Consider the following 25,945-nt stretch of genomic DNA (forward strand, 5'->3'; position numbering starts at 1 on the left):
TTCTTATTTTCGTTGTATTAAATTATAAGCAATTTCGGCTGTTTTTTCCATAATTTCATCCTCGCCCGGTACTTTCTGTCCCTTCATAAGAATTTTCCCATCACAGATAACTGTGTCTATGCAACTGCCATTAGCGGCATAAACAAGATTGGAAATAAAGTTGTGATTAGGAGTAAATGCCGGAGTATGGAGATTAACTAAAGAAAGATCTGCCAGATATCCTTCTGCAATCCGTCCGGCATTCAGGCCGATGGCATTTGCACCTTCCTCTGTTGCAGCATGGAAAATGGTATTCGCCGGCATCACTTCCGGATTTTTTCTCCACACTTTTCCCAACAGAGAGGCCAACTTCATAGTTTCCACCATATCCAGATTATTGGAAGACGAACATCCGTCGGTTCCCAAAGCAACCCGGATACCTGCATCCTTCATTTCACAGAATTTAAAACGTCCTCCGGATGCCAGTTTCATATTGGATGCCGGATTATGCACAACTTTTACATCATGGTCGGCAAGCATTTGTATCTCTTCATCATCCACATACAGGGCATGGGCAAGAATCAAACGGGGAGATAAAACCCCTAAACTGTTCAGATAACGAACGGGAGTCATCCCGAAATTTTTCAGACTGTTATGTACTTCTGTTTCTGTTTCCGCCAGATGCAAATGAACCGGAATATTCCGTTCTGCAGAAATATTATGTGCCCATTGAAGCAACTTTCCGGAGACAGTATAAATGGCATGAGGACCCATTGCATATTGTATCCGGGAACTATACCTGTCCGTCTCCGTCATCAACTTCAGGTTATATTGCTTATTTTTTTCTGTTTGTTCGGGCACGAAATGGTCAAAGCAAACCCCTGCAATCAATCCGCGCAATCCCATTTCTTCCACCGCTTCAGCAGTGGCATGGAACTTATGATACATATCGAAGAATGTGGTAGTCCCGCTCTTTATCATTTCAAGGCAAGCTAATTTCGCACCCCAATAAATATCTTCATAAGTCAGTTTAGCTTCATTTGGCCAGATTTTTTCTTCCAACCAGGGCATCAACGGCATATCATCCCCAAAACCGCGAAACAAAGTCATTGCCGCATGCGTATGTGCATTTACAAAACCGGGGATAGCCGCTTTCCCTTTTCCTTCGATTTTCTGGTCCGCCGGTATATTCAAACCGGTTCCTATCTGTGTAATCCGATTATCTTTTATATAAATATCGGAAACCGCCCCATCTAAAAGGACTTCTTTTATCAATATGCTCATAAGAACTTAGCCTTCATATTTTTTATTTTCTCATCACGTATACGTTTCAGTAATCCGGGTAATTTATCTCGTTTCACTGCCGCAAAAGAGCAACTCTCCTTTACTTCCACTATACCTAAATCATCTTTCTCCAGTTCTCCCTTTTGAAACAGAAAACCTACAACATCTTTCTTACTCAGCTTATCCCGTTTGCCCCGGTTGATAGTCAGTGTAATCCATTCGGAACGCAAAGGTTCTTTTGCTGTTTCAGGCAAAAAAAATTCTTCCGGCTCACGCTGTATATATTCCGGTATGGTTTCTGTATCGTTCAGTATCAAATAAGCATTTCCCGTTCCATTCATACGTGCCGTACGTCCATTCCGGTGGATATAAGCCTCTTCACTTACTGGAAGATGATAGTGAATTACATTCTGTACTTCCGGAATATCCAATCCACGGGAGGCAAGGTCTGTCGATATAAATACGGTAGCACTGCCATTCCGGAAGTAAGACAAGACACGTTCACGCTCCGGCTGTTCCATTCCGCCATGGAAACATTCATTATCAACCTTCATTTCAGTTAGATAATTGCTTACTCTTTCCACCGTTTCACGATAATTACAAAATATCAGGGCTGAAGTTCCTTTCAGTTCTCCCAGCAATTTATAAAGCGTTTCCAACTTATCTTTTACCGGAGATTTCACAATCCGTACAGTCAATCCTTTCGGTTCTTTTACCTCTTTCAGGAAAGAAAGACGCACCGGAGAAGTTATCCCTGTAAACGAAGGTATCTCAACTGCTTCCGTTGCTGATGTCAGTACCCTGCGGCGTACTCCCGGTAAATGCGAAAGTATCTCCTTTATCTCTTTCAGGAAACCAAGTTCAAGGGATTTGTCAAACTCATCCATAATCAATGTCCGAACAGTATCGAGATTGACAGTGTTTCGTTCCATATGGTCCACAATACGTCCGGGAGTTCCTATCAATATCGTAGGCGGGTGTTCCAGATTCTTCTTTTCCGTACGAAGCGGATGACCTCCATAGCAGCAACTAACCTTATACCCTGCCCCTAACGAACGGAATACAGTCTCTATCTGTAAAGCCAGTTCTCTTGATGGAGCAATTATAAGAGCTTGTATCTTTTTATCTTCACCCGTTAAGGTCGTAAGAAGTGGCAGCAGGAATGCCAACGTCTTGCCGGAACCTGTCGGACTCAGTAAAACCATGTCTTTCGAAGTCCCAGCAGCAAGTACAGCCTGCTGCATCTCATTCAGTGCTTCAATACCGGTATTGGCAAGAGCACGAGCTATTATTTCATTATTCATATATCAACTGAAGCGTCTGTAAAATTCGGCAACCGATTCTATTCCTTTATAGAAGAAATCGAGCGTACAACTTTCATTGGGCGAATGGATGGCATTTTGTTCAAGCCCGAAACCCATCAACACGGTTTTTATGCCTAAAACTTGTTCGAAAGTCGAAATAATAGGAATACTTCCGCCACGGCGAACAGCTAAGGGCTTCTTCCCAAATGCAACACCGACTGCTTCTTCCGCAGCTTTGTAAGCCGGCATATCTATCGGACAAACATATCCTTCTCCCCCATGTTTAGGAGTCACCTTTACTTTAACGGAAGCAGGTGCTACGCGCATCATATATTCTTCAAACAAACGGGATATTTTCGAATGGTTCTGATGAGGTACCAAACGGCAGGAAACTTTGGCGTATGCTTTAGACGGTAAAACCGTTTTACTACCTTCTTCTATATATCCGCCCCAGATTCCGCAAACATCGAAAGAGGGACGGCAACTGTTCCGCTCGAGAGTGGAGTAACCTTTCTCACCAGCCAATTCATCCACACCTATAGCTGCCTTATATTTTGCTTCGTCGAAAGGTATTTGGGTAATCATTTCACGTTCGGCCGGAGAAACGTTTTCCACATCGTCATAAAAACCAGGAATCGTGATGCGCCCGTCGGCATCGATTACATCGGCAATCAATTTACAGAGTACATTTATCGGATTGGCTACTGCCCCGCCAAAATGTCCGGAATGCAAGTCCCTGTTCGGGCCGGTCACTTCTATTTCCCAATAAGCAAGCCCACGTAAGCCGGTTGTTAACGAAGGTGTTTCCGCACTTACCATACTGGTATCGGAAACAAGAATTATATCTGCTTTCAATAATTCTTTATGGGTACGGCAAAAGGCTTCAAGGCTGGGAGAACCTATCTCCTCTTCTCCTTCAAAAATAAACTTTACATTACACTTTAATAAATCGTGTTTAATAGCTGTTTCAAAGCCTTTTACCTGCATCATGGCTTGTCCCTTGTCATCATCGGCGCCACGCGCCCAGATACGCCCGTCGCGAATTTCAGGTTCGAAAGGCTGGCTTTTCCAAAGTTCCAGAGGCTCGGGAGGCATTACGTCATAATGGGCATAAACAAGGACTGTCGGAGCGTCCGGAGATATTATTTTTTCACCATATACCACAGGATTTCCCTCTGTCGGCATAACTACAGCCTTATCGGCACCGGATGACAATAATAACTCTGTCCATCGTTGGGCACAAGTTGCCATATCCGGTTTATGTTCTTGTTTGGCACTTACGGAAGGAATACGTATCAAAGAAAATAATTCTTCAATAAAACGTTCTTTGTTCGATTCAATATACGCTTTTACTGACATAGGTCTGTTTGTTTAAAATTATTTAGCCACAAGTATACAAATTAAAAACGGGAAGGCAAAATAATAAACAGAAGGAACAAGAGCTTCCTCCTGCAGGCAAAATATAAAATAGCCCCTTTTCCGATTCATAGTTATGGTTTTCCAAAATCATAACTATGAATTAGGAAAACCATAACTATGAATGAATAAAGCTACAAGATAAATAGAAGGAACGAAAAAGCCCATCTAACAATAAAAAGTCAGATGGGCTCGTAAGAATTTATTGGAAATTATAGTTCTTATTTATAAATACGTGCAGCAAACCCTCCGCCGGGAGCCATTTTGATGGTTAGCTTACGATTGGCAGGGACAGGAATCACTTCTTTTTTATAATCACATGCAGCACGGTCTGCATTAATACCATCTTTAAATAGTTCCATTTTATAATCTCCGGAGCCTAAGAAAGAAAGATCCAGTTCCATTTCGCGTGGAGTCCAGTTGGTCAATGCACCGACATACCAGTTATCCCCATGTTGACGCGCCATTGCAATATATTCGGAAACTTTTCCGTTCAAAGCAATAGTCTTATTCCATACAGTAGGAATCGCTGAAATAAAACCGGTACATTCTTTTTCCCTTGCATAATTAGATGGATTATCGCACATCATATTGAGTGGAGATTCAAAGATTACATAAGTAGCTAACTGGCGGCAACGAGTTCCTTGACTCATCGGTTCGGTATAGACAGGATGATAATTCTTGCGGATAGCATTACGCATCGCACCTTGTGTATAATCCATCGGGCCTGCAACCATACGGATAAAAGGTATTGTAACGTCATAAGTCACCAAATCTGTAGTCTCGGGAGCCCACTTCATGTTTTCCAGACCATATACACCTTCGTAATTAACCACATTCGGATAAGTACGTGCCAAACCGGTAGGCTTACAAATTCCATGATAATCGACCATCATTTTATGCTTGGCACATATTTCTGCTCCTTTATATAGAAAATCCATTATCTTCTGGTCGTCGCGGTCCATAAAGTCAACTTTAAATCCTTTAACTCCCATATCAGCATAATGTTTTACCACCTTTTCCATATCACGGTCAAAAGCATGATAACCCGCCCACAAAATAATACCTACATTTCGTGCTTTGCCATATTCTACCAGTTCCGGAATATTAATTTCCGGAATAACCTGCATCAAATCGGCAGCCAGATTAACAGCCCATCCTTCATCAAGAATTACATATTCAATACCATGCTCGGACGCAAAATCTATATAATATTTATAAGTATCATTATTAATACCGGCACGGAAATCAACTCCATAGATATTCCAGTCGTTCCACCAGTCCCATGCCACTTTACCCGGTTTAATCCATGAGACATCCGGAACGCGGGATGGTGAAGCCAAACGGTATACCATATCATTGTTTGCCAATTCCTTGTCATTCTCAGAAACAACAAATATACGCCACGGGAAAGTACGGTTTCCTTTTGTTTTTGCAATATAGTTTTCCCGCTCAGTTACCAGCATTTGCAACTGATTATGCCCGCCTTGCACTTCTGTTTTAGGATAAGGGGCATGAACCGCTTTAAAAGAAGGTTTGTCTGTCAAATTATTCAGGAACATCCCCGGATAATCCTCCAGATCGGATTCTGTAATACATAGCTTCTTTCCATCATTCAATTCTACAAGCAAAGGGAGAATAAGTAGCCTTTTACTGTTTAATCGGGTGATAGCTTCATTTACATAAAGCTGCTCGAAAGAGTTACTGTATTGTTTCTCAAATGTCTCAGCCTTACTGTTCACATAGGGTGCAAATGTTTTATGATCGGAAGAAAAGTTATATTCTGCTTTTTCATCCGCTACTACAATACCATTCTTCATTTGGGTTACAAAACGATAAGCAAGCCCGTCATCATACAATCGGAAATCCAGCCCATAATTCCCTTTAAATGAAATTCGCATCTCATTGTAAATATCCGAAACTACGGACTTTTTGTAAACAGGAGAAGGAATTTCTTTTTTAACGGAAGCTTTCACGACTTTCAATACTTTAGGCGTTTCCCCCAACACCTTTCCTTCTTGCAAAGTCATCGAAATTGGTGAAGGAGCCAGTACTTCCGTTCCTTCATGGTTTAATGAAAATTGAACATCATCACCTACAGAAACTGTAGCTTTTAATTTTCCGTCCGGTGATTGCAAAAGATAGCTTTTTTGCGCCATCATAGGTAAACTGCCCAAGAACAGGCATACAAGAAAAGTCTTTACTTTCATGGTTTCATGATTTTAAAGTTAAACTAAACATGGCAAATATACAGAATTTATATAAAAGGGCATATATGATAAGAATCATGTTTACCTGGAACGAATCTTTTATTTTACAGACCTTTTCAGTATCTTCGCGTCATAACCCTAATTTACAATTAGAAATGAAACTAATGTATCTTCTTTTGCTTCTATTAATAATATCTTTAACCGAATGCAGGAATGAGCAGGAAGCCAAAAACTTAATAGACCGTGCGGAAATACTGATGGATACAAATCCAGATAGTGCTTACCTATTATTGGATAGTATTCTTATTCCGGATAATCTAAATGATGAGTTGCTGGCGCGTTGGTGTATGTTATATGGTAAAGTAGCAGATATATTATATACCGAAATGCCTTATGTACAACAATTATCCAGAGCTCAAAGTTATTACCAGTCACAAGGAAACGTGAAAGAACAAGCCCGGATCGGTCTGTATTTAGGTCGCTCTTATGTCGAAGATAAAGAGTATGAAAAGGCTATGCGTGCTTACTTGGCAGCATTAAAAACAGCTATAGATGCAGAAGATTATGATGAAGTTGGAAATATCTATAATTATATCGGAAACTTGTATGCATTGGACGAACAGTATCTATTAGCAAAAAATAAGTACAAAGAAGCTGCAGAATATTATAAGATTGCAAAAAATGAATACAACTACGCTTTCGCATTAAGGGATATGGCACATATGTATATTTTAGCAGATTCAAGTCTGACAGCTAAACCATATTTGCAGGAAGCAAGTAGAATAATATCTTTAAAAGGTGATTCCACCGACAGGGCTGCTATTGCATACAGTTTAGGTGCCATGTATAGCAGGCTTAGGGAGAACAGTTCCGCAAAAAAATACCTGCAGGAAGCGATAGACCTGTCCAAGTCCAAAGATATTCCCGCTTATTCGGAACTTATTGAAATTTATGTAGAAGAAAAACAATTTGCCGAGGCACACGATTGCCTGAGAGCCGTAAAACAAATTATAGGAGACAATACCATACCACCAGATATCCTTTACAATTTTTACAAGGTTGAAAAAGCGGAAGGAAGAGTGGATAGAGCATTGCAATATCTGGAAAAATATCATGCGGTTGCAGATTCTATCCATATTTCACATGACGAGATGAACCTGCATAAAGTTGAGAAACAATACGATTTTCTGAAAATATCTTTGGAAAATGTCAATTTGCATGTTGAGAAACAACGTTTTTTCATTTTACTGTTGCTTTCTGTATTTATTGGTCTTTGTATATTCCTGATTTACCAAATGAAACTAAACCGGAGTAATAAGAAGATATATAACCAACGTATGGACATCGATAGGAAAAATGTCGTATTATCCGGATTACAGGATAGTTTAAAGATAAAGCAGGATGAGTTGAATGATTTATCTTCCAAGTTATCGGAGAATGAAATATTTATTTCCCGTATAGGGTCCAGACAGATATTGGAAGAACTATATAATCAAAAGAATCAGGAACTGGATAGTCTTAAAAATAAGATTTATACTCACCAACGAGAGTTATTAATGTCTTCTTCCATTGCTAAAAAAGTAATGAAGCTATCAAGTAAAGTGATAGCTGGTGCAGACAAGTCCCCCCTTTCCGAAAAAGACTGGAAACTAATCATAACCAAAGTGAATGAAATCTATCCTGCATTGGAGCTAAAATTGATCGATGCAGGGGTCAGTGGTTCGGAATTACGCTATTGTTATCTATCTGTTTTCGGTCTTGATACGAATAGTGAAGCTATTTTATTGCATATTATGCCGGATTCTGTAAACAAACGCAGGCAAAGAGTACGCCTGAGACTGGGAATAAGCGGTGAAAATGTCGATTTACTTGCATTTCTCACAAAAGGAGATTAAATAACTATAAACCAATTCATTACAAAAACTTCCTATTAAGCTATTGTCCTACAATACGCCTGCTAACTAATTGATAATCAACAACTGCTTGTCGCGAAGATAATAGAGTTTTTCTTATCTGGATTTAAAACATCTATTACTTTTGTGACATAAACGAAGTCGAGATATAAAACGGCTCTTATCTATACCTGAATACTAATTCTTTTTATCATAGGTACACTATTAAAAAGAATGCCAATGAATAACAATTTTATCAAGTTTAGCAGGCTGATAGCTTCGTGAGAAACAAGAACAGCTTAGAGAACCCCGGAATTCCGGGGTTCTTTTTTTAGGAAAACCGGGAATAAGCCCCTGTAATGGTGCATATCACGGATCACCCCGAAAAGTTGTGGAACTACGCATAAATATTTTTGAGTCTAAATAAGAAATAAGGGATATTGTTAACACCTCTAAGAACCGATCTAAAAGCTTTGATCTTAGCATTGAAGGATTCAGCCGAAGCATTTGTTGCTCTACGGTCAAAGAAGTTTAAGATAGTTCTATAATGTGCCTGTACAGAGCGCATAACTGTTCCAAAATGCTCAAATCCGGATTCTTCAATAGCATTATACCAGCGAGCTAAGCGCGTAAGAGCCATTTTTTTATCTTTGGTTGTTTGATAGATACTCTTTAACTGCATAGTCAGCTTATAGGCAACTTCTAAAGAAGGATGATAGTGAAATAATATTTCTGCTCTTTGTCTTTGCCTTGGTGTCCACTTATCTTCATTCTTGAACAACAAATAACGGCTTCTTATCAAGAGTTGACGGTGAGTGTCTCCATTTTCAAGAATCAATGCCACATAGGGCTCCTTACTTTCTTTGGCCAATGCGAACTCTTTATTTTCCTCTTCGATAGCTTGCCAACGAAGAGCTATCCTCATATCCTGCAGAGCATCACAGGCGAGTTTTTGCACATGAAAACGATCTGTTACCTGTGCTGCTTTCGGAAAACAGCGACGTACTGTTAAGCCCATATTGGCAGCCATATCTAAAGTGACTTCCTTTACTTTACAACGTAACCTGTCTTTTATTCTTAACAGTACCTCTATAACTTCTTCCGCTTTAGTTCCCTTGATTATTGCTACAATTGATCCTTTGCGTCCCTTGGCTTCTTTATTAGTCAGAATGGTATAAAGCTCATTGTCGCTCAAAGAGGTTTCATCTATACTTAGAAAAGAACCCATGTTTTTCTCAAACAATAACCATTTGTCGGCATGTTCACGGTCTTCCCATTCATAAAAACCAGATAAATGTAAACGGTACCATTCCTCTAACCGCTGACCATTTAGCCCATAGAACTTAGCCAATGTGCTACAATTAACAGGGGTATTATCCAGGTGTTCCTTTTAAAAAAGAGGCAAACTCCTCTGTTAAGCGGGTGCCTTTTGATACTACTTCCCAATCACGCATAAAAGGATTACCTGTATCCATATCCACCCAACGACGCCGACGCACATGAAGGATTAAACTTTTACCTCGAAGTGGGAAGTCATGAATGGAGGTGGGGGGATAAAAACCTTTAGACTGAAGATGTTTATCTTTACGCTCCATTTCTGATAAATCCTTTTCATCTAAATAGATTAATATGGCTGTAGATGTGCGCTCGGCATGGGTTACATCAAAATAGGTCAGTAGACCTTCGGGTAATAATAGTTCGTAGCCTGTTTCCATAAAGCAAAACTACTATCTTTTTTTTACCCCACAACTTTTCGGGGTGATCCCATATCACTTGTGGTATATTTAAATTTCTTGCAAAAACTTTCTGACAATCCATAAATTTCAGTACATTTGGAATCTATGAATTCCAAATCCATATCAACGCTACAACAAATATGAAATATAAAACTTATCTAATAGCTATTTTATGGGAGAGCCTTTTAAACCTTGCCTTACCTGTTTTAGCACAAAATAACCTACAACATCAAAAAGACTCTTTACGGCAAGTGATTGAACACTCCGAAGGTATTGATAAACTGAAATCATACAACAGATTGTACTATTTATATATGTCGGAAGTTGGCGACGACCAAAAAATGGATACACTGCTGATGTTGTTCAGTCAGGTTGAAGCCGAAGCCATAAAGCAGGGAAACGTAGAAATGCAGGGAATGGTGTATGGAAATACCATCATATCTCACATAAACCGGGAGGAGTATGACGAAATCATTCAAAAAGCGCCCGGCTATCTTGACTTTTATATCCGGCACGAACTGTGGAAATTCTATTATCAGATCAATATGCAGCTGATCACTGCCTATAATCTGAAAGGGGATTATAAACAAGCAGCCGAAGCGGCGGAACTCATGTTCGACCGTGCCAGGAAGCGGGAGGATAAGGCAGGGATGGCATTGGCGCTCTATGCTACCGGAATCACTTATAATGTTCAGAATAGATGGAAAGAGGAAGAAGAATGTTTCAGAGAGTGTACCGGCTTATTATGGGAAGTTTCGGGATACGACAATATCCTGACACAATCCTATGCGTTCTTATGTACTGCTCTCCGGGCACAGGCACAATATGATAAACTATTGCAACTTGTGCCTGACTATGAAAAAGCGATTGCGCGATTCGAGAAATCATCCGGAAGAACACAGCCCGAAGCGCGGGGAAATCTCTATGTAGCATTGATGAATACATACATAGATACGAAAGACTACGACAAAGCCGGGGAATATCTCTCCAAATTGGAAAATATTGTCAATAACAATATTTCCAAGTATGAGTTGGCGCGTGCAAAGGCACTGATTTTTCAGTCACGCGGAGACTACCGCAGAGCACTTGCTGTAATAGACAGTGCAACGGTCGGGGTTGATGAGTCGGACTTCGGCCTCAATAATACCAGAAAAATAAAGATGGAGATACTTGCCCGGATGGGACGTGTTGACGAAGCGTTAGACCTGTTGGATCAGTTCATAGCTACCAATGATACTATAAAAAACGTGGAGGTCAATGCCCGGTTCGATGAATTACGTACCCAATATGAAGTGGAAAAACATATTGCCGAAAAAGAACGTAATTTCCATTACCTTCTTTTTGCTCTTACCATTTGCCTGGTTCTCGCTTTGCTTCTGGCAGGCGCTTTCTATTACAATCGGATTATCGCCCTCAAGAATCGTAAGTTGTATGAACGAATTAAAGAACAAGACCGATTAGCGGATGAATTATCCCGATTGGAGAATACCCGCCAATCGGAATCCTTAGGCGAGGATTCCGGCAAAACAGCCGGAGCTACGGAACTATTTGCACCTTCCGGCGAACAGCAGAATCTGGTTATTCGATTGCAGGAGTATCTGCTCTCCAATGATAACCTGTCAAATACTGACATTAACCGCGATGATATAATCTCCGCACTTGCCACCAATAAGAACACATTGACAGATGCCGTCAAAGCCGTTACTGGAAAATCTCCCATGGAGTATATGCGTACTCTGAAAATGGAAGAGGCACGTCGTAAGCTCGGCGGTCATCCCGAACTTACGATTGAGGCGATAGCTTTCAGTTGCGGTTTTAATATACCAAGCACTTTTTATCGCCTGTTCCGAAAACAATATGGCATTAGCCCGACAGAGTACCGGAAAATGTCAATGCACCAAGAAAAATAAGAAATACTATTCTAAAACTCAAAAGTACGGATTCACCATGCTTTTTTTTATGTCCGAAAGCCTGAGAAAACAGCAGAAAAGGACAAAACGCCACAAACTTGGGACAAAATGCAATAGTTTTCAGCCCGTATTTCACATACTTTGCACAATAAAAAATAAAGTTATGGACGACTACATTTTAATAATTGCTTTAGGGCTTGTCTTTTGCTCACTGGCAATTGTGACATTCGTTTTTCTGCATTGTCGGAAAGTGGAACGGAAATGTAACCGCTACATAGCGAAGGGCATCCACGAACAAGATTGCTTAACCCGGCAATTGGAGCGAACACGCATAGAAAAAGAAATGATGGAAAAAGTGATGAAAACAAAACTATCGGAAGTAGTTAAATCTTCCATTGCAGGGGGAAAAAACGATGGCTGTACGACTAACTGTAAGAAACAGATATCGCGGATAGAGATAACCTATTTCATTTAATGTACATATAGCAAATGAACCTTATGAAACAATTACAAGAAAAACTACTGGCTCTGCTTCTTATGATTATATTATCCGAAGTATCAGCTTCTGCGCAAGAGGTACAAGAAAAAGTAATCATTTTCCGCTTTCTTCCGGGCGAGGAAATGTTTATCCTCAAAGGCAATGAAGCGGAACTGGAACGGCTTTATGTACTGATTGACTCTCGTAAGGCGGAGATTACGGCAAGTAGAATACCCGTTTATGTAGATGGCTATTGCGCCTCGCTGCCGACTGCGAAAGAGAACCTGAACACGGCATTTATACGTGCCAACCGCGTGAAGTCGGAGTTGATTCAGCAGAAAGGGCTGAAAGAAGCCGATTTCATCACCGCCAATTACGCGCGTGCGTATCATGGTAATAAAGACTTGGTGGTAGTGACGCTCCGTATCCCTTCGGCTAAGGCTACGTCGGAGACGACGCCCGCCAAAGATGAAGAAGAAGTAGAACGGGAAGAAGCCCAACAGAAACAAGTAATTGTAGAGCAAAAAACGGAAATCACAGTGGAACAACATCCTGCCTCTGTATCGGAGCAACGCATCCGGGAAACGGAACAGCCTTATCGGTTTGCCATCCGCACAAATGTGCTGTATGATGCCTTCCTGCTGCCAACACTGGGCGTGGAGTGGCGCTTAAATGAGAATATCGGCATCAAACTGGATGGTAACCTTGCATGGTGGAGCGGCAGTCATGGCAAAGTGCAGAAAGTATGGTTCATCAACCCCGAAGTACGCCGGTATCTGCTGCGCGATAAACGTTTCTACGTGGGAGTATCGGGCAGCAACGGAGAGTATAACATATATAAATATATGTTGGGCGGTATCGTTTCAAAAGATACCGGCTATCAGGGCAAGCTGTGGAATGCAGGATTAACCGTGGGCTACCAGCTTTGTCTGTTCCACAACTTCTCCATTGACTTTAATCTCGGCCTGGGCTATAGCCGTTCCGAATACGACAGTTTCGGCATGACTGATGGCATGCGTGTATATAAGGAAGCAAGCAAGATAAAGAACCTCTGGGGACCGACACAGGCAGGAGTCAACCTGATATGGACTATCGGAAATAACAGAAAATAGAAACTATCAAAAGATGAGAACGAATACACTTTTAAAAATCTTGTCCGTTTTTGCAGCAATCTCCCTCGCTGGTTGCGACGTGAAAGACCCAATCTACAACACGCCGCATCCCAACCATGGGAAGGTAACGCTAACGATGGACTGGACAAACCGCACTGCCGGGATAGACATTCCGGCAAGCTACACGGTTGGGATGGGCAACTACTCGGCAGTGGTATCGGGTACTTCCAACACGTTGGACTATCTCTTTGAACCGGGGGCGTATCGTGCCCATATCTACAACATGCCGGAGCACATTACCGTGAGCGGCACCGTGGCAACCGTTGCCGGGGCTTCAGGCAACATGGACGATGCAGGCAAATTCATTCATAACACTCCGGGCTGGCTGTTCACCTCGGCGATAGATACCACGATAGAGAAAGATACGGAATACACGCTGACCGCTATGATGCAGCAGCGAGTACGGCAGTTGACGCTCATTATTGAGCCTATGGGGGAAACGGTCGGCAAGATAGAACGTATCGAAGGTTACCTGTCAGGAGCAGCCGGAACGCTGGACATCGACAACGACACCCACGACACGCCCATGAACGTAGTGCTGCAATTCTCAAAAATCACCGAAGGCGCAAATGCCGGAAAATGGTCGGCAACAGTACGTTTGCTCGGCACTGCGGGTACGCAACAGAAACTGAGCGTCCTGATCCGGTTCCCGGACAACCACCCCTCTCCTGTGCATCTTGACAGCGACCTCACCACGGAACTTGCAGCATTCAACACGGACAAGCGAACACCGCTCATCCTGGGCGGCAAAGTCGTAGAAACACCTACTGAGACGGGGTTTAACGCCACCATCAACGATTGGATATCCGTTTCGGGTAGCGGAACGGCAGAATAAATATGAAACCAAGCAAATAGTTGCCCATTAAAAAATATCAATATAAAAAAGATGAGTGTGAAAAAGTTTGTTTTACCAGCAACATTAATCGTCGTATGCGCGGTTATCGTATCATGCGAGAAGGATAATATACCCATAAACAATGATGGCACAGTTCGTTTTACTTCGGGTACTACAGCTACACAAACATGTGTAACCATAGACCCGCAGAATAAAAGTGTTTGGGAAGAAGGTGATCCTGTGGGAATCTTCATGGTGAAACACGGGACGGACGACGTGTTGGAAAACGCGGAGAATATAAAATATACAGCTTTGGGAACCGGGATATCGACCTCATTCGCCTCTGTAGTACAGGCTATTTACTATCCTCTGGATGAAACGGAAAAAGTGGATTTCATAGCTTACCATCCTTATAGAGAAACGGTGTCCGGCTTTGTTTATCCGGTAGATGTATCCAATCAGACATCGCAGACAGACATCGACTTGATGTGGGCGATAGCCGACAAGCAGGGTACGGGATACAGCAAAGAGGATGGCAGGAACAACACATCCGTGGATTTGGCTTTTGACCATCAACTGACGAAGTTGAGAATGAAAGTAACGAAAGACCCAAATGTACCGGGTGAGATTGTCAAGGTGACCATCAACGGCATGAATACCACCGCCAGCTTCGACCTCAAAGGTTCGGGCGGGCTTACCGGTATGGACAGCGCGAAAACCTTTGAAGCATGCACCGTAACCGCCGGTTCCGTTTACGAAGCCATCCTGCTCCCCCTCGGTCCTCTCGACGCGACGCATACAGTGACGTTCACCACCGACCAAGGCGAAGACTATACGTGGAGTATGTATAAGCAGATAGCAGAATTGAAACCCGGTAATATATATACGTATGATATCACCGTGGCAAAATATGTGATAGAGGTTACCGGAAACATCAACAGTTGGACGGTAGGCACTACAATAAGCGGTAATGCCAAATAACAATCACCTAAAAATAAAAGAATTATGTTACGAATAATAATTTATGCATTAATTCCCGCGGTAACATCCCTTGTCCTGTTTGCCTCATGCAGCAAGGACGATATGCCGGGAACAGAATCGGAGCACACAATTCCCCCGCAAAAGATACGTTTCGAAATGGCTTATGCTACACCAGACAACGGGGCAATCGATACGCGCGTAGCCGTAAGTACGGATGGACGCTATACCAATACATGGCAGGAGGGTGACGAAGTAGGTGTCATGATCATAGACGATAAGAAGGGCTATAGCAACATTAACAGAAACCTTGCACAAAACATGAAGATGACATATAAAGGCGGACGTTGGATATATACCCTGCCGGATACTTGCACATATTACCCGAAAGATGGAACGCTGAGTTTCATTGCCTATTTTCCATATATTGGAGAGTTCTTCAATTTTTCTGACGTACAGATTAGTTTAACAAGTTTGGAAGATTCCAAATTCATGCATTTTCTTTATGCCAAAACGACGGGAGTTCGTAATACCTCCGAACCGGTAACCCTCGAATTTTCTCCGTTACAGGCATGTATAGAACTGTCGGTGAAGGGAGGAAACGACCAGATTATCACCGAGCTCCATGGGTGTGACATCGACTTCAGTTTATATGTGGAAACGGGAACGGTAAAGGGTTATGACATCATAAAGCCTTTGGAACTATCCCGTCTGGAGCAGCCCGGCGATGCGGATTATGCGACACGCTACACCTACCGGGCGTTTATTATCCCGCAGACGATAGCTGCCGGGACGGAATTGTTCCGATTTAAGGACGGGGAGAAGCAATGGATTTACCGTACGACAGAAGAAATAAAGCTGGAAGCCGGACAAGTGAAACCTTTTGAGATTACTCTGGTTCCTATCTTGTAACAATGTACCGGACAGGCCTGGCCATCGCCTCCCTTGTGCCCCATCTGTCTCTTCTGAAAAAAAACTATATTAATACGAGTTGGGAATAAATGAATTGCATATTTTTTATCTTTGTATAACCAAGGATGAATATTCAACATTAAATTACAATTTATGAGAAAACTTGTTTGCTTACTTTTCTGTTGCTGCCTGTTTGTTTCATCGAAAGCTCAACTGAAATGGTATAATCCCATGGATACCGGTTTTCCTGTAATACAAAATCAGGGATTCACCGATGAAATAGGGAAAACTTATGTACGGCTTCCTGACCGGGCTAAAGAAAAAGTCCGGGATGCAGTATGGTATTTATCCCGTAATTCGGCCGGACTTGCCATCTGCTTTTATAGTAATGCTCCCGAAATAAAAATACGTTATGCCGTAACTGGCCCGTTTAATATGCCGCATATGCCTTCTACCGGAGTCTCCGGTATTGATATGTACCGTATGAATAGTGATGGCGAATGGCAGTTCTGTTTTGGAAATTATTCTTTTAACGATACGATTCAATATGCTTATGGCAATTTGAACAAAGAAACATATCATAGCCATGAATTTGAATATCGGGTTTATCTTCCGCTGTACAATAGTGTGAAATGGATGGAAATAGGTATTCCTGAAGATTGCGAGCTTAAATTCATTCCTAAATCAGCAAAAAAACCTATTGTATTGTACGGAACATCAATTGCACAAGGCGCCTGTGCCTCCCGTCCGGCAATGGCATGGAGTAACATTTTGCAACGTTCACTGGATTTTCCGGTTATAAACCTGGGATTTTCGGGAAACGGACGACTTGAAAAAGAGGTTCTGAATTTTATAGGCGAACCGGATGCTTGCCTTTTTATTTTAGACTGCCTTCCAAACTTAACGAATAAAACGGAGGCTGAAGCAAAAGAGCTTATTATCGCAGCAGTTAAACAATTACGGGAAAAACATGCTGCTCCTATCTTACTGGTGGAACATGCCGGATATAGTAATGCTTTGACAGATTCCGGTTTTTATGAAACATATACACGATTGAATAAAGGTTCCCGGGATGCATTCGGCACTTTACAGGCTGAAGGCATAAAAGATTTATATTATCTATCCCATGAAGAATTAAATTTATCTCCGGATGCCTGGGTCGATTATGTACATCCCTCCGACCTTGGTATGCAGCAACAAGCAACAACTGTAGAAAAAAAGGTCCGGGAAATCCTGCATATTCCCATGCGCTAACGTGAAAGGATATAAATTAGTCACTAAAGAGATCAAAAAAATCCCCTTATTTTAGTCCTCAAAAGATGATAAAATAAGGGGATTAATATGGCTTAGCAATATTACTTTTCTATTAACCGCAATAACATTTCCAATGCAGCATGAGCCGCCTTTTCAATATTTTCACTTCGTTCCGTACCAAAATGAAAACAAGAGGAAACAACCTTCTCATTCAGAGCGGCAGCAATCCATACCGTACCCACCGGTTTACCCGTTGTCCCCCCACCCGGTCCGGCAATTCCTGAAGTCGCTACAGAGCAATTACACCCAAGTATCCGTATTGCACCCAATGCCATTTGCTCTACCACAGGTTGGCTCACAGCCCCATATTGAACAAGGCTTTCTTCTGAAACACCTAATACATTATGCTTGACTTCATTGCTATAAGAAACAACACCTCCGGCAAAATAATCCGAACTTCCCGGGACTTGCGTGATAATATTGGCTATACGTCCTCCCGTACAACTCTCAGCTGTTCCCAGTATCAAATGCCGGGAACGTAAAATATCACCTACCTGTATACCTATACCTGTCATGGGGGGGTATCAGATTACGACTCTTGAAAATGGAGTTGCATCCATTGGACAGAAATCTTTATCCAGATATTTATAATAACCGGTAATAGCAACCATTGCCGCATTATCCGTAGTGAATGAGAATTTAGGGATATGGACTTTCCAGCCATAGCGTTTTGCATGATCCAGAAATGCGTCCCGAAGACCGGAATTGGCAGAAACACCACCAGCCACAGCCACTTCTTTAATGTTCAGGTCTTTGGCTGCTTTACGGAGCTTATTCATCAGAATATCGATTACGGTTGCCTGTAGTGAGGCACACAGATCCTGTTTATTTTTTTCGATGAAATCGGGATCTTCCTTCAATTTGTCACGTAAAGTATACAGGAAAGAGGTCTTTAATCCACTGAAACTATAATCGTAGCCGGGAATATGCGGCTTACTGAAGACAAAGGCTTTCGGATTTCCCTCATTTGCCAAACGGTTTACAACCGGTCCGCCAGGATATCCCAGTCCCATTACTTTCGCACATTTATCGAAAGCTTCACCAGCGGCATCATCTATAGTCTGCCCGATTACTTCCATATCATTATATGCATTTACTTTTATTATCTGGGAGTTCCCTCCGGATACCAACAGGCAAAGAAATGGAAATGAAGGTGCATGATCATCTTCGGGAGTTTCCTTAATAAAATGTGCCAGCACATGCGCCTGTAAATGATTGATTTCAATCATCGGAATATCTAATGATGTAGCCAATCCTTTTGCGAAAGAGGTTCCTACCAATAATGACCCCATTAAACCCGGACCACGGGTAAATGCAACAGCACTTAATTCAGATTTATCGATACCTGCACGCTTGATCGCTTCTGCTACAACCGGTATAATGTTCTGTTGGTGTGCACGGGATGCAAGCTCCGGGACCACCCCTCCATATGCTTCATGGACAGCCTGGCTGGCAATCACATTCGATAGCATCACGCCATCGCGTATCACGGAAGAAGATGTATCATCGCAAGATGATTCAATTCCTAATATTGTTACACTCATATCTTTATTTGTTTTTATGCAAATGCCTGTTCCGGACATCTGAATTTTTGTGCAAATTAACGAAATCTATCGGGATATTGTTGTAGTTTTGTGCTTAAATATAGTAAAGATATCAAAGGATTAAAATACATAATAGTTACTCTGCTTACTCTACTGTGGATCTTTTATGCAATTCCATTTGTTTTGCTGCAAATCCCATACATACAGCAAAAGGTCGCAGATGTTGCTACTAAAGAACTTACAGACTATCTGGGGGTACCGGTAAAAGTGGGGAATGTCGACATCGAGTGGTTTAACCATTTGGTGCTGGAGAATTTGTATCTGGAAGATCAGGAAGGCAAAACACTATTTGAAGCAAACCGTATTGCTGCCGGCTTCGAATTATTACCCTTGATAGATGGTAAGATTGTATTTTCAACTGTCCGTCTGTTTGGCTTTTCTGTCAACCTGAACAAAAAAACGCCAGACAGCAAATTAAACCTGCAATTCGTTCTGGATGCCTTTGCCAGTAAAGATACCACCAAGCAAAAACCCAATATAGACTTACGTTTTAATTCCATCCTGATAAGAAGAGGCAACTTCCGTTTTGATATAGAAAGCGAGAAACAGACTCCGGGGAAATTTAACGGTAAACATATTGATGTCAAGAATTTAAGTGCAAAAATATCAATAAAAGCTTTCAATAAAGATAGCCTGAATGCCGATATAAGGAAGCTGAGTCTGGATGAAACTTCCGGGTTCTCTCTGAACAAATTATCTCTTAATCTTATAGGTAACAGGGACAGTGCAGTTATTAATAAATTTGAAGTCCGCTTACCGGAAACAGATTTGAAAATAAAACAGGCAAGCATCAATATGAAGGAAACAAAGGATGTAGCCGATTTGCTGGAACATGCACCGATTATATTGGATATCGCCCCTTCGCAAATATGCCTGAAAGATTTATCCGCATTTGTTCCGGCTTTTCAGAATTTCAATGATACGATTGAATTATCAGCTGCGGTTTCCGGCAATATCAATAACATCAAACTGTCCCAACTGATACTTAAATACAGTGATAAAATGCTATTTATCGGAAAAATGGATATGAAAAACATTACTCACCCGAGCAGTGCCTATCTATTCGGACAGGTAAATAAGATGTATATCACGACAGAAGGTATTTCAGGCCTGGCTAATAACTTTAGTGAAAAACCGGTAATCCTGCCTGCACCTATTGTAAAACTGGGTACAGTAAACTTCACAGGCGAAATATCCGGGTTCTTTGACAACCTGGTTGCTTTCGGTAAATTTTCTTCTGCCATTGGTTCCATACAAACAGACTTGATATTCGGAAAAAATAAAGATAAAGGCATAGCTGCCTACCTGAAAGGACATTTATCTACATCCGTCTTGCATATTAACGAACTGTTTGACGAAGGAAATCCGTATGGAACTGCCCAATTGGATGTAAGTATTGATGCACGGAAACAAACAGGAGGTTCTTTTTCAGGAAATATAAATGCAAATATCAATGATATTGAATTTAAAAAGTACAAATACAAAGACATAAAATTATCCGGAAACTTTAAAAAGAATAGTTTTAACGGAACTGTCCAGGTGAATGACCCGAACGGAAAGCTATATGCTGAAGGGTTATTTAATACACAGGGAAAAAATTCCGAGTTCAATTTCACCTCCCGATTGGAACATTTCCGCCCGGATAGTCTCAATCTCACCGATAAATATCAGGAACCGGATATTTCATTCTCACTAAATGCTGATTTCACCGGTAACAATATCGATAATCTGGAGGGTAATATCCGTTTGGACAGTCTTTCTTTTATCACTGCTCCGCACAGCTTCTTCCTAAAACAGCTTCTCATTAATGCTACCGGACATTCACAGGATCGCCGCCTTACCATTACTTCCGATATTATAAATGGCGACATAGCCGGTGCATATTCTTTTACGACTATTGCTCCCAGCCTGATGAACACATTTGAAAAATATATTCCGGCACTTATCAACGCCAAAAAGAAAAAACAGCAACAAAAAATTATGGATAATAATTTTACGATGTTGCTGACTATCGAAAATACGGAAGCCATCTCCTCTACCCTTCATTTACCTTTCACAATGGTGAATCAAGGACGTATAACCGGGCATTATAACAACCAATATGACCGTTTCCGAATCGAGGCTTACTTACCTAAATTTAATATCGGGGCATCCAGATTCGAATCCGGATATCTGACATGCGATAATTTGGAAAGCAAAGCAAACCTGGCTCTGAAAGCTACTAATTATAGCCCTTCCGGACTTAAGAATTATCTGGATCTGAAAGTGGATGCACAAAACAACTGTATAAATGCCTTGATAGGATGGGCGAACAATAAACAACGCTTGTTTAAAGCTGATTTATCTGCATCTGCTATTTTCTCTAAAGAAGGCATTGAAAAGGATTCTGTGCTTCGTACAGATATTACACTAAACAAAAGTTCTTTGATTCTGAACGATTCCCTTTGGCACATCACCCCGGCAAACATTAAGGTATCTCAGGGTAGAGTCGGGATTCACAATTTCTCTGTTTCCAATGAAACCGAATCGCTCCAATTAAACGGATTTATATCGAAAGATCCGGCTGATACTCTTCTTCTGGATCTGAAAAAAGTAGAACTAAGCTATATTTTCGACATATTGAACATTCCGGTTCTCCAATTTGGAGGAAAAGCAACCGGAACCTTCCATATAACAGATTTGTATCAAAGCCGTATGTTAAACACGGATTTGGAAATACAAAACTTTTCTTTCAATCAAGTACCGCTCGGACGGCTAAATCTATTCAGCGAATGGGATGATGCTCAAAAAGGGATCATGATGCTGGGTAGCATCTACAAAAATGATACAACATGGACCGATGTAAGTGGTTATGTATATCCTGTCGGAAAAAATGCTGGACTCTCCCTTTATTTCGGAGCAAATGATATCAATATAGCATTCCTGCAACCTTTTGTCGGAGCTGTAGCAAAAAATATACAGGGCCGGGGATACGGCGACATACATCTGCACGGGCCTTTCAGTGCCCTGAATGTAGAAGGGGATGCTTTTGTCCAGGATGGTGGATTAGGTATAGAATTTTTGAATACTTATTATACATTTTCCGACTCCCTCCATCTTACCAAGCAAGGGATTACGGCTCATAATCTGGTTGTACATGACAAATTCGGAAATTCAGGAAAAGTAAACCTGGCAGTTAATTACAAACACTTCAGGGATATCACTTTTGCGGTCAATGTCCAGACACATAATATGTTGGTATTTGACGTTACAAAGAAAATCAATCCGCTTTTATTCGGAACAGTGTTCGGAACAGGAACTGCTTCCATAAAGGGGAATGATCAGGTAATAAACCTGGATGTAAACATGCGGAATGACTCCAAGACAAACATCAATCTTGATTTTATGAACAATTCTTCTGCTGCCGACTATGACTTCATCACCTTTATTAATCAGAAAGAGTTTGCTGAACAATCTAAAATGATGAGCAGGGACTCCATTAAAAAGACTCTGTTACTGAATGGCAATAAAGAAGACGAAGGAGCAGAACTCCGGATGAACTTTTTGCTGGATATCACTCCCGAAGCCAATATTTCATTATTGATAGATCCCATTGCAGGCGACAAAATATCTGGAAACTGTAGCGGAAGTTTACAAATTCAATATGGAACCAAAAGTGACCTGCGCATGTATGGAAATGTTGGTATTGTTAACGGAACCTATAATTTCAGCTTACAGCAATTAATTCGAAAAGATTTTAAGATAAGGGATGGCAGTAGCATCAGCTTCCGTGGCGATCCGCTGAATGCCAGTATGAATGTGAATGCCATTTATAACCTGACAGCAAATATCCAGGACCTGGATGCAAGTTTGGCAACAGAAAGCGGAAGAAAAAATATTCCGGTGAACTGTGTGCTGAAGTTAGACGGAATGCTGCGTTCTCCTAATATCGCTTTCGATCTGGAACTCCCAGGTTCGAATGAAGAATTGGAAAGACAGGTAAGAAGTCTGGTGGATACGGAAGATATGATGACACGCCAGATAGTATACCTTTTGGTCCTTAACAAATTCTATACTCCGGATTATACGGTTAATCCCTATCGTTCGAATGATTTCAGTGCAGTTGCCTCTTCTGCCATATCTTCACAAATATCCAATATATTAAACAGCCTTACCGATAAAGTTCAGATCGGTACAAACATACGAACCAGCCAGAATGGTATTGAAGATACGGAAGTAGAAATGTTATTATCCAGTCAACTGCTCGATAACCGTTTACTCTTCAATGGTAATTTCGGTTATAAGAATAATGTAAATCAGAAAAATGCTTTTATCGGAGAGTTTGATTTGGAATATAAACTGACCAGAAGCGGAGATATACGCCTGAAAGCCTATAATCATGCCAACGACCTGTACAAATACTTGAAACAAGCCCAAACGACCCAGGGTGTTGGTATTATGTATAAGAAAGATTTTACCACATTATCTGATATATTCCGCCGTAGAAAAAGACCATTCCGGCTACTACCTTCAAAACCGGCTGCCAAAGATACTGTTCCCGCTCAGAAAGCAGACAGCATTAAAGTGAGTCCAACAACTCACTAACAGCCCTATTGTAAACCTGCAAAGAAGAACTCTTAACCACTTTTTTGCGAAGCTTCTTTTCTGCATCCGGCAACAGATAATCCCATACCGTTTTCATTTTGGATAGGACCTGGTGTTCCCCTCCTTCCAGACGGATATTGTATCCGTCTTGTAATAATCTATGAAACTCACGGAGCCTTTCTTTTTTCTCTCCGGCAGACAGGGTTTGACCGGAACTATACTCCATTGCCAACCAAGGTTGTGCCAGCAAACCACGACCGGACATCAGTCCTGCCAATCGGGGAAAGCGTTCTGTTATAGAATAGATATCAATCAAAGAATAAAGGTCCCCATTGTAGAACAACGGCACAGGACATGTCTCATAAAAGAGAGAAAAACTATCTAAATCCACGCTCCCTTTATATTGTTGCGTACCTATGCGGGGATGTAATGTTATATGTGTCAATGGATATTTCTTTAATAAAGGCAACAGACGAAAAGCATCCGTATTACAATCCCATCCTAAACGTATTTTTAAAGAAAAAGCCAATTGGGGAAATTCATAGATTGTATCCAGTAAACAAGCGATTTCATCGCTATAGGGAAGTAGCCCTGCTCCACGATGAAGGCGTACCTGCATTGGAAACGGACATCCTAAATTAATATCTGCACGTCTATATCCTTTTTCAATAAAAAGAGTTGCAATATTCCTGAATTCATCGGGTGTTGCAGCTATCAACTGAGGGACGACAGGAACAGCCGCATTTTCTTCCGGAGCAATATCCTTCAAGTCTTTGTTCCGGAAACCATCTTTTTCTAAACGTATAAAAGGTGTATAATACGTATCTATTCCACCAAAAACTTTAGCATGAACACGCCTGTACACCTGGTCTGTATACCCTTGCAAAGGAGCAAAATGGACAGGTAAACTCATTAGGGAAACATTTCTTTAAAAATAGAATGAAGCTGGGCTTTTGCCATCTCGAAATCGACTTTTCTACCTAACTCTTTTTCCAGAGAAGTAACACCCTTGTCTGTAAAGCCACAAGGATTAATCAGGTTAAAATAACTCAAATCCGTGTTTATATTCAAAGCAAAGCCATGCATGGTGACAAAACGGCTACTCTTTACTCCTATCGCACAAACTTTACGAGCTCTACCTTGAACCTGCGGATCGATCCACACTCCGGTTGCGCCATCCAATCGTTCCCCCTTAATGCTATAAAGAGCAAGAAAACGAATAATCGTTTCTTCCAACTGATGAATATATTGCTTCAACCCAAAGTTCCAGCATTCTATATCGAAAATCGGATAACCGGTAATCTGCCCCGGTCCATGATAAGTAATATCTCCTCCCCGATTTATATGATAAAAAGAAACACCCTTCAGCCGTAATAAATCTTCCGGTATCAGCAAATTTGAATCTTTACCGCTCTTGCCAATAGTCAGTACCGGATTATGCTCACAGAAAAACAGTCTGTTTATTTCCTGCATTCCGGAAGCCTTCGCTTGAAGCAAAGTATCAAAAGCCGTAGTTTGCTGCTTTAATGCATCGGCATAGTCAATACGTCCGAGATCGTAGTATTCAAATCCGCTCTCCATTTCTTTCTTTTTTTGATTTTACCATTATCTGAGTCCGGGTCCGGATTGCCTGCTCCATATCCCATTTCAATTTTAATTAATTTGCCCATCAGGGAGAGTATTTTCCCTTGTCTCTTCAGCATATACGGTGATGGTTTTCCAGAATTAAACCGGATGGGATTAGGCAAAGAAGCAGCAATCAGAGCAGCTTCCCCACTGGTTAATTTATAAGCCGGTTTATTGAAATGAGCCTTAGCTACAGCTTCCGCTCCATAGATACCATCTCCCATTTCGATAGAGTTCAGGTAGACCTCCATAATACGTTCTTTTCCCCAAACCCATTCGATTAAAAGGGTAAAATAAGCTTCTAAAGCTTTCCGGAAGTAACTTTTTCCCTGCCAGAGAAAAACATTTTTAGCTGTTTGCTGTGAAATGGTACTGGCACCTCTGACACGTTTTCCCTTCTCCGCTTCTTTCCGGGCTTTCTGTATCTGGTCTATATCAAAACCGTTATGGTCCAAAAACAGATTATCCTCCGAAGCTACGACTGCCTGTACCAACGGTTGAGCTATTTGTGATATAGGGACCCACTTATGTTCCAGTTTCAGAGTTTTTCCTTCCTGAAACTGGTCGAATAAACGGACAAACATTAGCGGTGTATAATATACCGGAACAAACTTGTACGCAACTACAGCCAGTATACTGGAAGCAAATAGAAAGAGAATAATATTTCTCCCCCAAATCAATGTTTTCTTCAGTACAGGTTTCATCTTATTT

Annotated in this window: 19 protein-coding genes and 1 pseudogene; 9 read left to right on the top strand and 11 right to left on the bottom strand. The window is 41.3% G+C overall.

All coding sequences use genetic code 11. The features are described 5' to 3' along the window. Positions 1-3: 3 nt before the first annotated feature. The 4 genes from ACGE0T_RS09125 to ACGE0T_RS09140 form a co-directional block, all read right to left on the bottom strand. Positions 4-1,263, bottom strand: a complete 1,260-nt coding sequence (locus ACGE0T_RS09125) for an amidohydrolase (RefSeq protein WP_459190154.1) — start codon at positions 1,261-1,263, stop codon at positions 4-6. Then, a complete protein-coding gene (locus ACGE0T_RS09130) occupies positions 1,260-2,567 on the bottom strand; it encodes a DEAD/DEAH box helicase (RefSeq protein WP_459190155.1) in 1,308 nt (435 codons plus the stop codon). The genes ACGE0T_RS09125 and ACGE0T_RS09130 overlap by 4 nt, the downstream gene beginning before the upstream one ends. A gap of 3 nt (positions 2,568-2,570) precedes the next feature. Further along, complete coding sequence (locus tag ACGE0T_RS09135; RefSeq protein ID WP_459190156.1) at positions 2,571-3,926, bottom strand: dipeptidase; 1,356 nt, start codon at positions 3,924-3,926, stop codon at positions 2,571-2,573. A gap of 278 nt (positions 3,927-4,204) precedes the next feature. Further along, entirely contained in the window at positions 4,205-6,193 is a 1,989-nt protein-coding gene (locus tag ACGE0T_RS09140; protein ID WP_459190157.1) for a glycoside hydrolase family 97 protein, read from the bottom strand. A gap of 65 nt (positions 6,194-6,258) precedes the next feature. On the opposite strand from ACGE0T_RS09140, the gene ACGE0T_RS09145 reads away from it, so the two are divergent. Continuing rightward, positions 6,259-8,088: a tetratricopeptide repeat protein gene (locus tag ACGE0T_RS09145; RefSeq protein WP_459190158.1), complete on the top strand. Its 1,830-nt coding sequence runs from the start codon at positions 6,259-6,261 to the stop codon at positions 8,086-8,088. 394 nt (positions 8,089-8,482) lie between these two features. On the opposite strand, the gene ACGE0T_RS09150 is transcribed toward ACGE0T_RS09145, so the two are convergent. Together ACGE0T_RS09150 and ACGE0T_RS09155 are read right to left on the bottom strand one after the other, a co-directional pair. Next, positions 8,483-9,436 (bottom strand): ISAon1 family transposase, encoded by a 954-nt coding sequence (locus ACGE0T_RS09150; RefSeq protein ID WP_459186778.1) that lies wholly within the window; start codon positions 9,434-9,436, stop codon positions 8,483-8,485. A gap of 22 nt (positions 9,437-9,458) precedes the next feature. Further along, positions 9,459-9,800: an ISAon1 family transposase N-terminal region protein gene (locus tag ACGE0T_RS09155; protein WP_459186777.1), complete on the bottom strand. Its 342-nt coding sequence runs from the start codon at positions 9,798-9,800 to the stop codon at positions 9,459-9,461. 161 nt (positions 9,801-9,961) lie between these two features. Here ACGE0T_RS09155 and ACGE0T_RS09160 point away from each other — a divergent pair, with 161 nt between their 5' ends. From ACGE0T_RS09160 to ACGE0T_RS09190, 7 genes and pseudogenes are all read left to right on the top strand, one after another. Continuing rightward, a complete protein-coding gene (locus ACGE0T_RS09160; RefSeq protein ID WP_459190159.1) occupies positions 9,962-11,731 on the top strand; it encodes a helix-turn-helix domain-containing protein in 1,770 nt (589 codons plus the stop codon). 163 nt (positions 11,732-11,894) lie between these two features. Then, on the top strand, positions 11,895-12,206 hold the full coding sequence (locus ACGE0T_RS09165) for a hypothetical protein (protein ID WP_459190160.1): 312 nt from the start codon (positions 11,895-11,897) through the stop codon (positions 12,204-12,206). Between the two features lie 23 nt (positions 12,207-12,229). Continuing rightward, complete coding sequence (locus ACGE0T_RS09170; protein ID WP_459190161.1) at positions 12,230-13,321, top strand: DUF3575 domain-containing protein; 1,092 nt, start codon at positions 12,230-12,232, stop codon at positions 13,319-13,321. Positions 13,322-13,334: 13 nt separating this feature from the next. Then, positions 13,335-14,216: a FimB/Mfa2 family fimbrial subunit gene (locus tag ACGE0T_RS09175; protein ID WP_459190162.1), complete on the top strand. Its 882-nt coding sequence runs from the start codon at positions 13,335-13,337 to the stop codon at positions 14,214-14,216. 57 nt (positions 14,217-14,273) lie between these two features. Next, positions 14,274-15,197, top strand: a complete 924-nt coding sequence (locus ACGE0T_RS09180; protein ID WP_459190163.1) for a fimbrillin family protein — start codon at positions 14,274-14,276, stop codon at positions 15,195-15,197. A gap of 24 nt (positions 15,198-15,221) precedes the next feature. Continuing rightward, positions 15,222-16,106, top strand: coding sequence for a fimbrillin family protein (locus ACGE0T_RS09185; RefSeq protein ID WP_459190164.1), 885 nt, complete (start codon positions 15,222-15,224; stop codon positions 16,104-16,106). Positions 16,107-16,259: 153 nt separating this feature from the next. Then, a pseudogene (locus tag ACGE0T_RS09190) lies at positions 16,260-17,351 on the top strand (SGNH/GDSL hydrolase family protein); the annotation flags it as partial. Positions 17,352-17,461: 110 nt separating this feature from the next. On the opposite strand, the gene ACGE0T_RS09195 reads toward ACGE0T_RS09190, so the two are convergent. Both ACGE0T_RS09195 and tsaD read right to left on the bottom strand, forming a co-directional pair. Continuing rightward, on the bottom strand, positions 17,462-17,935 hold the full coding sequence (locus ACGE0T_RS09195; protein WP_459190165.1) for a CinA family protein: 474 nt from the start codon (positions 17,933-17,935) through the stop codon (positions 17,462-17,464). Between the two features lie 9 nt (positions 17,936-17,944). Further along, complete coding sequence (tsaD, locus tag ACGE0T_RS09200) at positions 17,945-18,964, bottom strand: tRNA (adenosine(37)-N6)-threonylcarbamoyltransferase complex transferase subunit TsaD (RefSeq protein ID WP_459190166.1); 1,020 nt, start codon at positions 18,962-18,964, stop codon at positions 17,945-17,947. Between the two features lie 171 nt (positions 18,965-19,135). On the opposite strand from tsaD, the gene ACGE0T_RS09205 reads away from it, so the two are divergent. Next, positions 19,136-23,608 carry a translocation/assembly module TamB domain-containing protein gene (locus ACGE0T_RS09205; protein ID WP_459190445.1) on the top strand — a complete coding sequence of 1,491 codons (4,473 nt, stop codon included), beginning with the start codon at positions 19,136-19,138 and terminating at the stop codon, positions 23,606-23,608. On the opposite strand, the gene ACGE0T_RS09210 is transcribed toward ACGE0T_RS09205, so the two are convergent. The 3 genes from ACGE0T_RS09210 to mtgA are packed head-to-tail and all read right to left on the bottom strand — an operon-like array spanning position 23,583 to position 25,938. Further along, positions 23,583-24,521 carry a tRNA-dihydrouridine synthase family protein gene (locus tag ACGE0T_RS09210; RefSeq protein ID WP_459190167.1) on the bottom strand — a complete coding sequence of 313 codons (939 nt, stop codon included), beginning with the start codon at positions 24,519-24,521 and terminating at the stop codon, positions 23,583-23,585. The two genes, ACGE0T_RS09205 and ACGE0T_RS09210, sit on opposite strands and share 26 nt — an antisense overlap. Next, positions 24,521-25,189 (bottom strand): lipoyl(octanoyl) transferase LipB, encoded by a 669-nt coding sequence (gene lipB / locus ACGE0T_RS09215; protein WP_459190168.1) that lies wholly within the window; start codon positions 25,187-25,189, stop codon positions 24,521-24,523. Before lipB ends, ACGE0T_RS09210 begins: the two co-directional genes overlap by 1 nt. Beyond that, positions 25,132-25,938, bottom strand: a complete 807-nt coding sequence (mtgA, locus tag ACGE0T_RS09220) for a monofunctional biosynthetic peptidoglycan transglycosylase (protein WP_459190169.1) — start codon at positions 25,936-25,938, stop codon at positions 25,132-25,134. Before mtgA ends, lipB begins: the two co-directional genes overlap by 58 nt. Positions 25,939-25,945: the final 7 nt, after the last annotated feature.

Source organism: Parabacteroides sp. APC149_11_2_Y6, from assembly GCF_054506995.1.